The 13,755-nt window shown below is 64.4% G+C and carries 14 protein-coding genes, 4 tRNA genes and 1 pseudogene; 8 read left to right on the top strand and 11 right to left on the bottom strand.

Annotation, left to right across the window (positions count from 1 at the left end; all coding sequences use genetic code 11):
• Nucleotides 1-745 (top strand): nucleotidyl transferase AbiEii/AbiGii toxin family protein (locus QM612_RS09955; RefSeq protein ID WP_415253737.1); only part of this gene is annotated, 745 nt, incomplete at its 5' end.
• A gap of 165 nt (nucleotides 746-910) precedes the next feature.
• Here QM612_RS09955 and QM612_RS09950 read toward each other — a convergent pair.
• Nucleotides 911-1,366 (bottom strand): hemerythrin domain-containing protein, encoded by a 456-nt coding sequence (locus tag QM612_RS09950; RefSeq protein WP_415253736.1) that lies wholly within the window; start codon nucleotides 1,364-1,366, stop codon nucleotides 911-913.
• Nucleotides 1,367-1,494: 128 nt separating this feature from the next.
• Here QM612_RS09950 and QM612_RS09945 point away from each other — a divergent pair, with 128 nt between their 5' ends.
• A complete protein-coding gene (locus QM612_RS09945) occupies nucleotides 1,495-2,307 on the top strand; it encodes an NYN domain-containing protein (protein WP_415253735.1) in 813 nt (270 codons plus the stop codon).
• Between the two features lie 14 nt (nucleotides 2,308-2,321).
• Nucleotides 2,322-2,792, top strand: coding sequence for a tRNA adenosine(34) deaminase TadA (tadA, locus tag QM612_RS09940; protein WP_415253734.1), 471 nt, complete (start codon nucleotides 2,322-2,324; stop codon nucleotides 2,790-2,792).
• Nucleotides 2,793-2,802: 10 nt separating this feature from the next.
• Here tadA and QM612_RS09935 read toward each other — a convergent pair whose 3' ends face one another.
• The gene (locus tag QM612_RS09935) at nucleotides 2,803-3,267 is read right to left on the bottom strand and encodes a DUF2721 domain-containing protein (protein ID WP_415253733.1); all 465 of its coding nucleotides are present in this window, start codon (nucleotides 3,265-3,267) and stop codon (nucleotides 2,803-2,805) included.
• A gap of 57 nt (nucleotides 3,268-3,324) precedes the next feature.
• Here QM612_RS09935 and orn point away from each other — a divergent pair, with 57 nt between their 5' ends.
• Complete coding sequence (orn, locus tag QM612_RS09930) at nucleotides 3,325-3,894, top strand: oligoribonuclease (protein ID WP_415253732.1); 570 nt, start codon at nucleotides 3,325-3,327, stop codon at nucleotides 3,892-3,894.
• A 70-nt stretch (nucleotides 3,895-3,964) separates the two neighbouring features.
• Here the strand turns inward: orn and ppsA are convergent, their stop codons facing one another.
• Nucleotides 3,965-6,334: a phosphoenolpyruvate synthase gene (gene ppsA, locus QM612_RS09925; protein ID WP_415253731.1), complete on the bottom strand. Its 2,370-nt coding sequence runs from the start codon at nucleotides 6,332-6,334 to the stop codon at nucleotides 3,965-3,967.
• A 77-nt stretch (nucleotides 6,335-6,411) separates the two neighbouring features.
• On the opposite strand from ppsA, the gene QM612_RS09920 reads away from it, so the two are divergent.
• The 4 genes from QM612_RS09920 (at nucleotide 6,412) to QM612_RS09905 (ending at nucleotide 8,182) form a co-directional block, all read left to right on the top strand.
• Nucleotides 6,412-7,233, top strand: coding sequence for a pyruvate, water dikinase regulatory protein (locus QM612_RS09920; protein ID WP_415253730.1), 822 nt, complete (start codon nucleotides 6,412-6,414; stop codon nucleotides 7,231-7,233).
• Nucleotides 7,234-7,463: 230 nt separating this feature from the next.
• Nucleotides 7,464-7,964 (top strand): DUF1249 domain-containing protein, encoded by a 501-nt coding sequence (locus QM612_RS09915; protein ID WP_415253729.1) that lies wholly within the window; start codon nucleotides 7,464-7,466, stop codon nucleotides 7,962-7,964.
• 44 nt (nucleotides 7,965-8,008) lie between these two features.
• A tRNA-Ala gene (locus tag QM612_RS09910) sits at nucleotides 8,009-8,084 on the top strand.
• Nucleotides 8,085-8,106: 22 nt separating this feature from the next.
• Nucleotides 8,107-8,182: transfer RNA gene (locus QM612_RS09905), tRNA-Glu, on the top strand.
• Nucleotides 8,183-8,258: 76 nt separating this feature from the next.
• On the opposite strand, the gene QM612_RS09900 is transcribed toward QM612_RS09905, so the two are convergent.
• From QM612_RS09900 to QM612_RS09865, 8 genes and pseudogenes are all read right to left on the bottom strand, one after another.
• Entirely contained in the window at nucleotides 8,259-9,206 is a 948-nt protein-coding gene (locus tag QM612_RS09900) for a DMT family transporter (RefSeq protein WP_415253738.1), read from the bottom strand.
• Entirely contained in the window at nucleotides 9,203-10,258 is a 1,056-nt protein-coding gene (murB, locus tag QM612_RS09895; protein ID WP_415253728.1) for a UDP-N-acetylmuramate dehydrogenase, read from the bottom strand. The genes QM612_RS09900 and murB overlap by 4 nt, the downstream gene beginning before the upstream one ends.
• Nucleotides 10,255-11,310, bottom strand: coding sequence for a quinone-dependent dihydroorotate dehydrogenase (locus QM612_RS09890; RefSeq protein ID WP_415253727.1), 1,056 nt, complete (start codon nucleotides 11,308-11,310; stop codon nucleotides 10,255-10,257). The genes murB and QM612_RS09890 overlap by 4 nt, the downstream gene beginning before the upstream one ends.
• A 4-nt stretch (nucleotides 11,311-11,314) precedes the next feature.
• Entirely contained in the window at nucleotides 11,315-11,605 is a 291-nt protein-coding gene (locus QM612_RS09885; RefSeq protein ID WP_415253726.1) for a DUF4190 domain-containing protein, read from the bottom strand.
• Nucleotides 11,606-11,614: 9 nt separating this feature from the next.
• Entirely contained in the window at nucleotides 11,615-13,147 is a 1,533-nt protein-coding gene (locus QM612_RS09880) for an aldehyde dehydrogenase family protein (RefSeq protein WP_415253725.1), read from the bottom strand.
• 64 nt (nucleotides 13,148-13,211) lie between these two features.
• Nucleotides 13,212-13,288, bottom strand: a tRNA-Arg gene (locus QM612_RS09875).
• A 95-nt stretch (nucleotides 13,289-13,383) separates the two neighbouring features.
• Nucleotides 13,384-13,470, bottom strand: a tRNA-Leu gene (locus QM612_RS09870).
• 26 nt (nucleotides 13,471-13,496) lie between these two features.
• Nucleotides 13,497-13,755, bottom strand: a pseudogene (locus tag QM612_RS09865) (homoserine O-acetyltransferase); the annotation flags it as partial.

Here is a 13,755-nt window from a genome sequence, read left to right as displayed (position 1 = left end):
TGAGGCGCTGACGCGCATCAACGAGGCTGTCAGGCAAGCCGCCGAGCGATTGAAGAAGCGAGGGTTCCAGACGCACGCGCCGGCGGCCGCGGCAGGGGAGACGAAGCTGCTGGTGCGTCGTGGCTCGATCCAGGTCAAGGTCGAAGTCAACTTCGTCATGCGCGGCACGGTGCAGCCGGTGCGTCGCGCTTCGCTCACGCCAACCGCACGCGACACTTTACTGGCCGATCTGGAGATCCCGATGGTTTCGCTGGAGGACGTGTATGGCGGCAAGCTGGTTGCGGCACTGGATCGGCAGCACCCACGCGACTTGTTCGACGTGATGCAACTCTTTGCGCACGAGGGCATCACGCCCGGCATCCGGCGCGCGTTCGTGGTCTATCTGTCCAGCAGCAACCGGCCGATCCACGAAGTGCTGTTCACGCCGCTGCGGGACATCCGGCATGACTACGAGCACAACTTCCAAGGCATGACGGCCGAACCCGTGCCGCTCGATGCGCTGCTCGCTACGCGAGAACGCATGGTGCGCGAACTCCAGCAAGGCTTGGACGACAACGAACGACGCTTCCTGCTGTCGCTGGCTGCCGGCACGCCGCAGTGGTCGCTGCTGGGCATCGCGCATCTCGAACAACTGCCGGGCATCCGCTGGAAGCTGCACAACCTGGCGCAGTTGCAGAAGACCGATGCGAGGAGGTTCGCCGAGCAGGCCGACTTGCTCGCTGCGCGGCTGGCTGCGCTATCCTAGGGCTGGTTGATGATGAGCCGATGCCGCGCAAACCCGCGTCAGCAAAGGACGTGTTTTTCTGACGGTGAGCGACGGTAGAGGCCCATGTCGATCAAAGCCAATCCCTTTAATCACGCGGACTTGCGTGACTCGTTGATGATCGAGTGGGAATGACGCAGCGCCGCGTCATTCTTCCCGCAGGCTTTTCACCATCCGCGCATAGTCGCGGCGGTACTGCTTCGCCAGTCTCTGCTTCTGCGCTTCCGACAAAATCTTGCCGGACACCTGGAAGAACTTCTTTTCTTCCTCGCGCAGGTGGTGGTGGACCTTCTCAGATAGCTTGCGCGCCTTCGCCATCCAGCCCGCGCCGGTCTTGTCCACGACCTGCATGTCCTCGATGATTTCATCGACTTCATGATGTTCGTGCAACGCATGCCGTGAAGGCCTCAGGCCGGCGTCTTGCATCAGGATCGGCGCGTAGAGGAAACGCTCCTCGGCGGCGGCGTGCGCGGCCAGTTCAATGCGCAGGTCGGTGAACAGCGAGATGCGTTTTTCGCCATGCGATGACCGCAGCAGGCGGCGGCAAAGCGAACGCTGGCGTTCGTGGCTTTCGCGCAGGGCATCGTAGATGGTGTCGGTCATGTGCTGGCTCTTGGCTTGCGGATGACGCTGCCGGATGTACATCCCCGCGTGCGAAGACGCGGTGAAGATGATTCACCCGCGCGCGGTGGGCGGATAGACTGCCGGAAGGCGGAAATGGGATGGGCCGGATGACGACGCAACAAGATGGACGTGACGCGCGGGTGGCCGTGCTGGTGGATTGCGACAACGTGCAGCCCGCGATACTCGATCACGCGCTGCGTTTCGTTGCCCAGTTCGGCAGGGTTGTCGTGCGCCGTGGTTACGGCAACAGTGGAGCACTGGGTGGTAGCCGCTGGCAGGAAGCCTTGGTGCAACAGGCGTTTACGCCTTGCCTGCAGTACCAGTACGCCAGTGGCAAGAACACGGCTGACATAGCACTGGCGCTAGACGCGCTGGAACTTCTTTTCGACGAGACCGTGGATACATTCTGTCTGGTCACGAGCGATTCTGACTTCGCTTATTTGTGTCGCAAGCTGCGCGAACGCGGCGCGATCATGTGCATCGTCGGCGAGAGCAAGACACCGCAGGCATTGCGTAATGCAAGCGATCATTTTTCGGAATGGGAGCCGCTACCTGATGTGATGCAGGCCGAGATAACAAAGCCGGCCAATGAGAACGGATTGGTCGCCAAATCAGCCGATTCCGTGCGTCCGCCAGCCAAGCAGAGACCAATGTTCGTGGTGAAGGCAGTCGCATTGCTGGCAAGCGATACGCCTGAAGGCAAAGTCACATTGAGCGCGCTAGGAAATTATCTGAGGCGTACCGATCCGGGTTTCACCCCGGATGCTTATGGCTATTCGGGATTGCTGGAAATGCTGCGTACCTATGATCTGTTGCAGCTAACGCAAGAACCAGGTTCACACTGGACTGTGAAACTGCACCTCGACAATATCCAGCGTATGCCGGTCAATCCATTGACCGGCAAGCCCAATGCAAGCTGAGAGCAATGGAACCAATGGGTGACCGTGATTGGATGGCGCACGCACTCGCGCTGGCCGAGCGCGCGCAGCGCGAGGATGACGAAATCCCGGTGGGTGCGTTGGTGGTGGATGCCGAAGGCAGGGTGATCGGCGAGGGCTGGAATCGCAACATCGCCGAGCATGATCCCAGCGCGCATGCGGAGATCGTGGCGATGCGGCGGGCAGGGCAGGCCATCGGCAATCACCGGCTGGTGGGATGCACGCTGTACGTCACGCTGGAGCCGTGCGCGATGTGCGCGATGGCGATGGTGCATGCGCGGCTGGCGCGGGTGGTGTTCGGTGCGTTCGATCTCAAGACCGGGGCGGCGGGCAGCGTGTTTGATCTGCTGGCCGATGCGCGCCACAACCACCGCATCGCAGTGACCGGCGGTGTGCTGGGGGAACAGGCGGGCGCGATGCTGACCGCGTATTTCCGCGCGAAGCGGGGCAGGCCAGCGGGCGGTTGAGTGCTGCCGCCTAGTTCCTGCGCTTGCCCAGTTCGTGGTCCAGCTCGCGGTCGAAGCTGCGCACGGACAGGCTGACTTCGCGCCACATCGCGAAACTTGCGAGCAGCAGGAACAGCACGCCGATCACGGCAGTCACCGTCGGCACCGCGCCCAGCCGGAAGCCGAGGAAGGCATCCATCGCCAATGCCAGGCTGGTGCCGACGAAGCTGGCAAGCGCGCCGTAGAGCAGGCGGCAGGCTCTCAGTACCAGATGCGCGCGCTGGCGATGGCGGAGGATCTGCTCGTCGCGTTCGCTGCGGTCGGGGGCGTCCTGCTCCCAGGCCACGATCAGCGAGCGCAGGCGATCCACCACGCGCGCGAGGCGCGTATTCGCAACGGCCAGCAGCGCGGCAGTCGCGGTCAGGAAGAACGCCGGTGCCAGCATCGCGGTGAGGATCGCGTAGTGGCCGATGGTGGAAGTCGAGTTCTGGAGCATGCGTGGTCCCGGGTGCGAGCCGGTATGATGCCCGCTCACTCAACCGCACGCGAGCGCATGAGCACCGATCGCCCCAATGACCGCCTGATCTGGATTGATCTGGAGATGACCGGGCTGGATACCGACCGTGACGGCATCCTCGAAATCGCCACTGTGGTCACCGATGGTGAGTTGAATGTGCTGGCCGAGGGGCCGGAGCTGGCCATCGCCCATCCGCTTGCAACGCTGGAAGCGATGGACGACTGGAACCGCAACCAGCACGGCAAGTCCGGGCTGTGGCGGCGGGTGCTGGAAGAAGGCGTGCCGCTGGCCGAGGCCGAGGCGCGCACGCTGGATTTTCTGCGCGCATGGGTGCCGGCCAATGCCTCGCCGATGTGCGGCAATTCGATCTGTCAGGATCGCCGCTTCCTGCATCGCTTGATGCCTGCGCTGGAGCGGCATTTCCATTACCGCAATCTTGATGTCAGCACGATCAAGGAACTGGCACGGCGCTGGGCACCGCAGGTGCTGGCGGGGGTCAACAAGGAAGCGGCGCATACCGCACTTTGCGATGTGCGCGATTCCATTGCCGAGTTGCGGCATTACCGTGCGTTCATGGGTGAGCTTGCAGGCCTGACGCGCGGGTAGAGGGATCTGTCATTCCCACCTTCGCGGGAATGACGAGCAAAATCAAAGCGGGATGGTGAGCAAAGCAGGGTCAGGCTTTCGACTTCGCCAGCGCCAGCCAGGTATCGACCACCGTGTCCGGGTTCAGTGACACCGATTCGATGCCCTGTTCCATCAGCCACTGCGCAAGGTCGGGATGGTCGCTTGGCCCCTGTCCGCAGATGCCGACGTACTTGCCCTTGGCGCGCGCGGACTGGATCGCCATCGACAGCATCTTCTTCACCGCCGGGTCGCGCTCGTCGAACAGGCCGGCGACGATGGCGCTGTCGCGGTCCAGGCCCAGCGTCAACTGCGTCATGTCGTTGGAGCCGATGGAAAAGCCGTCGAAAATGTCGAGGAACTCGTCGGCCAGCAGCGCGTTCGACGGCACTTCGCACATCATGATGACCTTCAGGTCGTTCTCGCCCTGCACGAGGCCGTTCTCGCGCAGCACCTCGATCACCTTGCGGCCTTCGTCCAGCGTGCGCACGAACGGGATCATCACCCACAGGTTGGCAAGGCCCATCTCCTCGCGCACCTTCTTCACCGCGCGGCATTCCAGCGCAAATGCTTCGCGGAAGCTCGGGTCGATGTAACGGGATGCGCCACGGAACCCGATCATCGGGTTTTCCTCGTGCGGCTCGTAGCGGCTGCCGCCGATCAGGTTGGCGTATTCGTTCGACTTGAAATCGGACAGGCGCACGATCACCGGATTCGGCGCGACCGATGCGGTGATGGTGGCGATGCCTTCCTTCAAGCGTTCGACGTAGAAATCCACCGGCGATGCGTAACCGGCGATGCGCGCGTCGATCTTGGCCTTGGTCGCCGCGTCCTGCCGGTCGTATTCCAGCAGCGCCTTGGGATGCACGCCAATATGGCTGGCGATAATCATTTCAAGGCGCGCAAGGCCGATGCCCGCATTCGGCAGCATGCCGAAGTCGAAGGCGCGGTCGGGGTTCGCCACGTTCATCATGATCTTCAGCGGCGCGGGCGGCATGTTGCCAAGGTCGGTGGTGGTGCGTTCGAAGGGCAGTGCGCCGGCATAGATGTAGCCGGTATCGCCCTCGGCGCAGCTCACCGTGACCGGGTCGCCATCCTTGATCGAATCCAGCGCGTTGCCGGTGCCGACTACCGCCGGCACGCCGAGTTCGCGGGCGATGATCGCGGCGTGGCAGGTGCGGCCACCGCGATTGGTCACGATGGCGGCGGAACGCTTCATCACCGGCTCCCAATCGGGATCGGTCATGTCGGCAACCAGCACGTCGCCGGGCTGCACGCGGTTCATGTCGTCCAGTGAACGCACGACACGCGCCACGCCGCTGCCGATCTTGCTGCCGATGGCGCGGCCTTCGGACAGCACCTCGCCACGCTGCTGCAGTGTGTAGCGCTCGATCTGGGTCGCATGCGCACGCGACTTCACCGTCTCCGGGCGTGCCTGCAGGATGTAGAGCTTGCCGGTGTTGCCGTCCTTGCCCCATTCCACGTCCATCGGGCGACCATAGTGCTGTTCGATCACCAGCGCCTGCTTCGCCAGTTCCTGCACGTCGGCATCGGTGATGGAGAACGTGCCGCGCAGCTCTGCAGGGGTTTGTTCGGTACGCACGCGCTCGCCCGGCGTGCTGGAATACACCATGCGCAACTGCTTGCTGCCCAGCGAGCGGCGCAGGATGGCCGGCTTGCCTTGCTGCAGCGTGGGCTTGTAGACGTAGAACTCGTCCGGGTTCACCGCGCCCTGCACGACCATTTCGCCAAGGCCGTAGCTTGCGGTGACGAACACCACGTCGCGGAAGCCGGATTCGGTGTCCAGCGTGAACAGCACGCCGGATGCGCCAACGTCGCTGCGCACCATCAACTGGATGCCGGCGGACAGGAACACGTCCTCGTGGGCAAAGCCGTGATGCACGCGGTAGGCAATCGCGCGGTCGTTGTAGAGCGATGCGAAGACTTCCTTGACCTTGCGCACCACGTCATCCGCGCCGGTCACGTTGAGGAAGGTTTCCTGCTGGCCGGCGAAGCTGGCATCGGGCAGGTCTTCGGCGGTGGCTGACGAACGCACGGCCACGGCGATGTCGGCTGCGCCGCTATCTGCGCACAGCTTCGCGTAGGCGCTGCGGATGTCGGCATCCAGATCGGGCTGCAGCGGCGCGTCGATCACCCAGCCGCGAATCTCGGCACCGGCGCGGGTCAGGGCTGGCACGTCTTCCACGTCGATGGTCGCCAGCTTGTCGTAGATGCGCTGGTGCAGATCGTTGTGGGCGATGAAGGCCTTGAAGGCGTCGGCGGTGGTGGCGAAGCCGCCCGGCACCGAGACGCCAAGGCCGGACAACTCGCCAATCATCTCGCCGAGCGAGGAGTTCTTGCCGCCCACCTGGGTGAGGTCGGTCAGGCGCAGGTCATGCAGCCAGAGGATATTGCAGGTCAAGGCAGACTCCGTGGGGCAAGGCGGCGGGAAGTCCGCTATTTTACAACTCTCGCCTAGAGTGCTGACTACGATTTCAGATGGATGCGATCCGCCCCGTGTTCTACGTCTCCGATGGCACCGGTATCACGGCCGAAACCATCGGCCACAGCCTGTTGACCCAGTTCACCGGCACCCGCTTTGCGACCGACCGCCTGCCGTTTGTCGATTCCCCGGAAAAGGCCAGCGAGGCAGCGGCCCACATCCGCGCCGCAGGCGAGCAGGCCGGTTGCCGCCCGATCGTGGTCAATTCCTGTGTGGATGCCAGCCTGACCGCGCGGCTGGCCGAAAGCGGCGCGCTGATGCTGGACGTGTTCGAGCCCTTCATCGAACCGCTGGAGCGCGAACTCGGCCAGACCCGGCAGTCGCGGGTGGGGCAGGCGCATGGCATCGTCGATTTCGAGGCATACCACCGCCGCATCAACGCCATGAACTACGCATTGACCCATGACGACGGCGTGCGCCTGGACTATGACGAGGCCGATCTGATCCTGGTCGCGGTCTCGCGCGCGGGCAAGACGCCGACCTGCATCTATCTGGCCCTGCATCATGGGGTGAAGGCCGCGAACTACCCGCTGACCCCGGATGATCTGGAAGAGGAACGCCTGCCGGCCAAGCTGCGCCAGTACCGCAACAAGCTGTTCGGGCTGACCATCGACCCGATCCGCCTGCACCAGATCCGGCAGGAACGCAGGCCGAACTCGCGCTATGCGCAACTGGACACCTGCAAGCGGGAGGTGGCGCAAGCCGAGGCGATGCTGCGGCGCGAGGGCATCGAACTGCTCAGCACCACCAATACTTCGATCGAGGAAATCTCAAGCAGGGTGCTGGAACATCTCGGCATCAATCGCGAGATGTACTGACATATCCTGCTGCGCTCGGCGCTTCGGCACCGTACGCTGCTTGGAATGCTCATGTACCTGCACGTACACTGCGCTTCCTGCGCTGCGTGCGGCACCGAATCGCCATCGCTCGCGACGGATATGACACGGCTTTTATGACGCAGCTTTGCGTAGCTGGATTTCCAAGGTAGGCCGCATGTGCCGCAACGTCAATCCTGCCGCGCTGCGCAGGGCGCGTGTAGGATCGGGTCATGGATTCCGTGCTTGCCCGTCGCAAACCGCTGCCTAGGCTCAGCCGCTTCGGCTGGCTGATGGGGCTGTACGCTGAAAACCATGCGCGCCTGCAGCGCCTGTTCGCGGCGAGCGAGTTGGAATGCGGGGCGTATGTGTCCAGCATCGGCGACGGGCTGGACGTGCGGCTGGATGTCATCGAACGGCACGCCTACACGACCGAATTGCGGATGAGCTACGGGCTGGTCGATCCGCACACCGGCCTGTCCGATCCCTCCGCCAGCCTGCGCCTGTATCGCGATGCGCGGCAGGTGGAAGCAACCCATTGCTACGCGGGCCGGCGCTGGCAGGACGTGATCGGCATGTTTCCGCCGCCGGAGCGCATCCTCGACCATCGCCTGCGGATGAACACCTTCCTCGGCAAGTGGCTGCAATATCTGGCGGAGCAGGGCCACGGCGTGGCAACGCTGCGCCGCGTGCAAGGTGAATCGCAACGTAAAAAAACCGCGCCGGACGCTTGACGATTCCGCATTCGACCGCCAGAATGCGCGTCTTTCCAGCCCGTGGGGCCATAGCTCAGCTGGGAGAGCGCCTGCATGGCATGCAGGAGGTCGGCGGTTCGATCCCGCCTGGCTCCACCAATAAAAATCGATTTCAGGTTTTGTCCCCATCGTCTAGAGGCCTAGGACATTACCCTTTCACGGTAGCGACCGGGGTTCGAATCCCCGTGGGGACGCCAACCTGACCTGATATCGAAGCAGTAGTCGAAGGGTCGCAGCGATGCGGCCCTTTCGCTTTTCTGCGTTCTCAAGTCTCTATTCGTTCGGTTTGGCCGCTTCGCTGGGTGCCAGCGATGCCGCCTTGCGTGCAAGCGCCGCTTCGCGGTGCGCGATGTAGAACGTGGCCGCAAGGATGATCCCCGCGCCCAACAAGGTCATCGCATCCACGCGCTCGGCGAACAGCAGCCAGCCGGCAAAGGTGACGATGGGCAACTGCACGAAGCTGATCGGCGTGAGTGCCGAGACTTCGCCCAGCTTCAGCGCGCGCGTCCACAGCAACTGGCCGATGGTGCCCAGCAGGCCGCACAGCAGCAGCCACAGCCATGCGATGCCCTGCGGCGCGTGCCAGACGAACAATGCCGGCAGCAGCGACATCGGCACCCATAGCGCATACGTCCAGAACACGATGGTGTCGGCCTTGTCCACGCGCGAAAGCTGCTTGATCTGGATCGCCACCACCGCGCTCGTCATCGCCGAGGCCACCGCGATCAACGTGCCGATGCTGAAGGCATGCGACCACGGCCGCACCACCACCAGCACGCCAAGGAAACCCGCTGCCACCGCCAGCCAGCGGCGCATGCGCACGCGCTCGCCCAGCCACACCGCGGCGGCAATCGTGATGAAGATGGGCGAGGAATACGCCAGCGAAATCGCCTGCGCCATCGGCAGGTGGCCGATGGCCCAGAAACCGCAGAACATGCTGGCAAGGCCAATTCCGCAGCGGATGAAATAGCGCGGCAACTGCGCGGTGCGCAGGCTTGCGATGAAGCGCGCCAGCGGGTGCCCGCCGCCTTCGCGCAGCACCGGCCACAGCAGCATCGGCAGCAGGGTGAGCAGGCCGAAGGCGTTGCGGAAGAATGCGACTTCCAGCGTGGGTTCTGTGCGCGAGGCCAGCCGGATGCTGATCGCCATCATGGCGAAGGCGACCATGCTTGCCAGCATCAGCAGCGCGGCGCGCAACTGCGGTGATGCAGCCGGCTTCACCATGTCGCGCCGACGATGCGCGGCTCCGGTTCGATGGCGATGCAGAAACGTTCCTGCACAGATGCGGCAATGCGGCGGGCGAGTGCGAGCAATTGCATACCGGTGGCGTGGCCATGATTGACCAGCACCAGCGCGTGTTCGGCGCTGACGCCGGCGTCGCCATCGCGATGTCCCTTCCAGCCGCACTGGTCGATCAGCCAGGCCGCGGACAGCTTGCGGCTGTCATCGCCCGCGCCGCGGAACACCGGCATCACCGGATGCGCGGTGAGCAGGGCATCGGCCTGCGCAACGGGCACGATGGGGTTCTTGAAGAAGCTGCCGGCATTGCCCAACTGTGCGGGATCGGGCAGCTTGCGCTGGCGGATGCGGATGACCGCTTCGGCCACCTGCGATGCGCGCGGTGCATGGCCTGCGCCCATCGCTGCCAGTTCCTCGCGGATGCCGGCGTAGTCCAGCCGCAATGCCGGCGTACGCGGCAGGGCGAACTCCACCGCAGTCACAACAAAGCGATCCGGTTCGTGCTTGAACAGGCTGTCGCGATAGGCGAATGCGCACTGCGCTGCATCCAGACGCACGCATGTGCCGCCATGCCGGTCGAAGGCTTCAACCGCGCGGATGTGTTCGCGCACTTCCACGCCGTATGCACCGATGTTCTGGATCGGCGCTGCGCCCACCGTGCCGGGAATCAGCGCGAGGTTTTCCAGCCCGCACAGGCCGTGGCCCAGTGTCCACAGCACGAAGTCATGCCAGTTCACGCCGGCATCGGCACGGACGATGGCCTGTCCAGCTTCGCCTTCGATGATGGAAATGTTGCGCGTGGCAAGCGACAGCACCACGCCTGGCGCATCGCCGGCAAACAGCAGATTGCTGCCGCCGCCCAGCACCAGCACCGGCGCGTCGCGCAGCATGGCGTAGCCAAACAATTCCGGCAGCGCGGCAGCATCGGTCACTTCCACCAGCATCGGCGCGCGCGCGGCCACGCCGAAGGAATTGCGTGCATCCAGCCGTGCGTTCTCGATGATGCGGTAGCCGTTGCCGGCGGTGGCGTTCATGCCCGTGGCATCGGGCCCCCGCTGGGGGCTTCCTTGCGACGCCGCAAGGCCTCGACGCATTCGCGGATCAGCACCGGGCCGCGATAGACCAGCCCGCTGTAGAGCTGCACGAGGGTTGCACCTGCCGCCTGCTTGGTGGCGGCGTCCGCGCCGTGCAGGATGCCGCCCACGCCGATCAGCGGGATGGATTCCGGCAGGCGCGTGCGCAGCCTGCGCAGCACGGTGGTCGAGCGGCTCATCAGCAGTGCGCCGGACAGGCCACCGGTTTCTTCCACGTGGCGCGAATACTCGATGCCGTCGCGGGAAACCGTGGTGTTGGTGGCGATCACGCCATCCACCTGCAAATCGCCCAGCACGCGGGCAACGGCGTCGATGTCGTTGCTGGACAGGTCGGGCGCGATCTTCACCAGCAGCGGCACGCGCTTGCTGTGCTGGCCGGCCAGCTTCTCCTGCTCTTCGCGCAGGGCGCCGACCAGCTTGCGCAGCGCCTGTTCTTCCTGCAGTTCGCGCAGGCCGGCGGTATTCGGTGAGGAGATGTTGACCACCACGTAGTCGGCCAGCGGATACACCTTGCGCAGGCAGTGCAGATAATCCGAGGCGGCATCGTCATTCGGCGTGTCCTTGTTCTTGCCGATGTTGATGCCGAGCAGGCCATGCCTGCGGTGCGAGCGTTCAACGTTGCGCACCAGCACGTCCACGCCTTCGTTGTTGAAGCCCAGCCGGTTGATGATCGATTTCTGCTCCGGCAGGCGGAACATGCGCGGCTTCGGATTGCCGGGCTGCGGGCGTGGTGTGACCGTGCCGACTTCGACAAAACCGAAACCCAGCGCCAGCAATGCGTCGATGTGCGCGCCGTTCTTGTCCAGCCCGGCAGCAAGGCCTACCGGGTTGGGGAAGGTCAGGCCGAATGCCTTGGTGAGCAACGGCGCAGGCTGCTTGGCGAGCAGTGGGTTCAGGCCGGTGCGGTAGGCCGCTTCAAGCGACGACAATCCGATGCCGTGCGCAAGCTCGGCATCGAGTGCAAACAGGAAGGGGCGGGCGAGTGCGTACAAGGGATCAGGCGTTGCCGGCGTAGGCGAGGAAGGCCGCAAGGCCACCGAAGAACAGGATCGCGACGATGATGGCCAGCACCGTCAGGCCGATGACCAGATAGCCCAGCACCAGCCCGGCAACGGCCAGGCCATCACCTTCCAGCGTGGCCGGTGAGCGGCGGATTTCGCCGCGCGCCATGTGGCCGCAGATCACGGCGACGATGCTGCCGATGAAGGGCACCAGGGTCCAGCCAAGAATCCCGAAGATCAGGCTGACGACGGCAAGCGTGCTGGTCTGGCGTGCGGTGGTGTTCATCGCGAATCCTCAGAGGTCGAACTTGATGCCCTGCGCCAGCGGCAATGCATCGGAGTAGTTGATGGTATTCGTTTGCCGGCGCATGTAGGCGCGCCATGCGTCGCTGCCGGATTCGCGGCCGCCGCCGGTTTCCTTCTCGCCACCGAACGCGCCGCCGATTTCCGCACCGCTGGTGCCGATGTTGACGTTGGCGATGCCGCAATCGCTGCCGGCGGCGGACAGGAAGGCTTCCGCGCGCTTGAGGTTGGTGGTGAAGATCGAGGACGACAAACCCTGCGGCACCGCGTTCTGCATGTCGATGGCATCAGCGAGGTCGCGGTACTTCATCACGTACAGGATCGGCGCGAAGGTCTCGTGCTGGACGATCTCGGCATCATTGGTGAGGCCGGTGACGATGGCCGGCAACACGAAATTGCCGGGGCGATCGATGGCCTCGCCGCCGGTTTCCACCTTGCCGCCTGCGGCCTTGGCCTTGGCGATGGCATCGAGGTAGGCATCGACGCCGTCCTTGCTGTTCAGTGGGCCCATCAGGTTGGCCGGATCGGTGGGGTCGCCAATCTTCTTCTCGACCTGCTTGTACGCGGTGACCAGCTTGGCGAGGACATCCTCGTAGATGGATTCATGCACGATCAGCCGGCGCGTGGTGGTGCAGCGCTGGCCGGCGGTACCGACTGCGCCAAACACGATCGCCGGAATCGCCAGCTTCAGGTCAGCGGTTTCATCGACGATGATCGCGTTGTTGCCGCCCAGCTCCAGCAGGCTGCGGCCCATGCGGCGCGCCACGCGCTCACCGACCATGCGGCCCACCTTGGTGCTGCCGGTAAAGCTGACCAGCCCGATGCGCTTGTCATCGACAAACTGCTGCGCCAGTTCGCTGCCGGCATCGTTGAACAGGAAGAACAGGTCGGGGAAGCCGCCCTTGCGCAGCGCCTCGTTGCAGATCTTCATCGACGCAATCGCCGACAGCGGCGTCTTGGGCGAGGGCTTCCAGATCGAAATATCGCCGCAGACCGCCGCGATGAAGCTGTTCCACGCCCACACCGCCACCGGGAAATTGAACGCGCTGATGATCCCGACGATGCCCAGCGGGTGCCACTGTTCGTACATGCGATGGCCGGGGCGCTCGCTGTGCATGGTCAGGCCGTACAACTGGCGCGACAGGCCCAGCGCGAAGTCGCCGATGTCGATCATCTCCTGCACTTCGCCGTCGCCTTCCGGCTTGGACTTGCCCATCTCCAGCGCTACCAGCGAGCCCAGCGCATCCTTGTGCTCGCGCAGCGCGTCGGCGCACAGGCGGATGGCTTCGCCGCGACGTGGCGCGGGCGTGGTGCGCCAGACCTTGAATGCCGCCTGCGCGCGTTCGACGATCAGGTCGTAATCCGCCTTGGACGAGGCCTGCACGCGGCCCAGTACCTCGCCATTGCTCGGGTTGACCGGCTCCAGCACGCCGGCATCAGAGGTCTTTGACCATTCGCTGTTGCCAAGGTAGGTGCCGGATTCCACGGCTTGCAGGCCGAGCGCGGTAAGGACAGGGTGGGACATTGCATTGCTCCGAATGGGGACACGCGCCATGCGTTGCATGGGCGGTGGTGATGCAGATTGCGGGTGGCGACCCCGACACGATTCGAACGTGTGACCTTCCCCTTAGGAGGGGGATGCTCTATCCAGCTGAGCTACGGGGCCAGGCCCTGCAATTATCGCAGCCGCGCCGGCCCAAGGCCACCGTGCAGGCCATGAACGACAAAGGCCCGCGCGTTGCGGGCCTTGTCAGGTGCATCTGGTGCCGGAGGTGGGACTCGAACCCACACGCTTTTAAGGGCGGCGGATTTTGAGTCCGCTGCGTCTACCGATTCCGCCACTCCGGCGCGGGCGCGCAGTATAGCCGAGTGCGTCAGCTTGCGAGGAATCCGCGCAGGGCAGGGCCGAAACGCTCGACATCCACCAGGAAGGCATCGTGACCCTGCGGCGATGGCATCGGCTGGAAATCAACCGCGATGCCGGCCCCGCGCAGGCCGTCGGCGATTTCCTCCTGCTGCTGGATCGGGAACAGGATGTCGGTCTGCACGCCGATCACCAGTGCCGCGTCCAGTCCGTGGATCGAGGCCAGTGCGCGTGCGGTGTCACCGGCGCAGCCGCAGCTTTCGCCCAGG

Origin of the sequence: Thermomonas sp. (genome assembly GCF_047606765.1) — a bacterium.
Classification (GTDB): Bacteria; Pseudomonadota; Gammaproteobacteria; order Xanthomonadales; family Xanthomonadaceae; genus Thermomonas.
The sequence above is the reverse complement of the archived record's forward strand: the minus strand, read 5'-3'. Positions and strand labels throughout refer to the sequence as shown.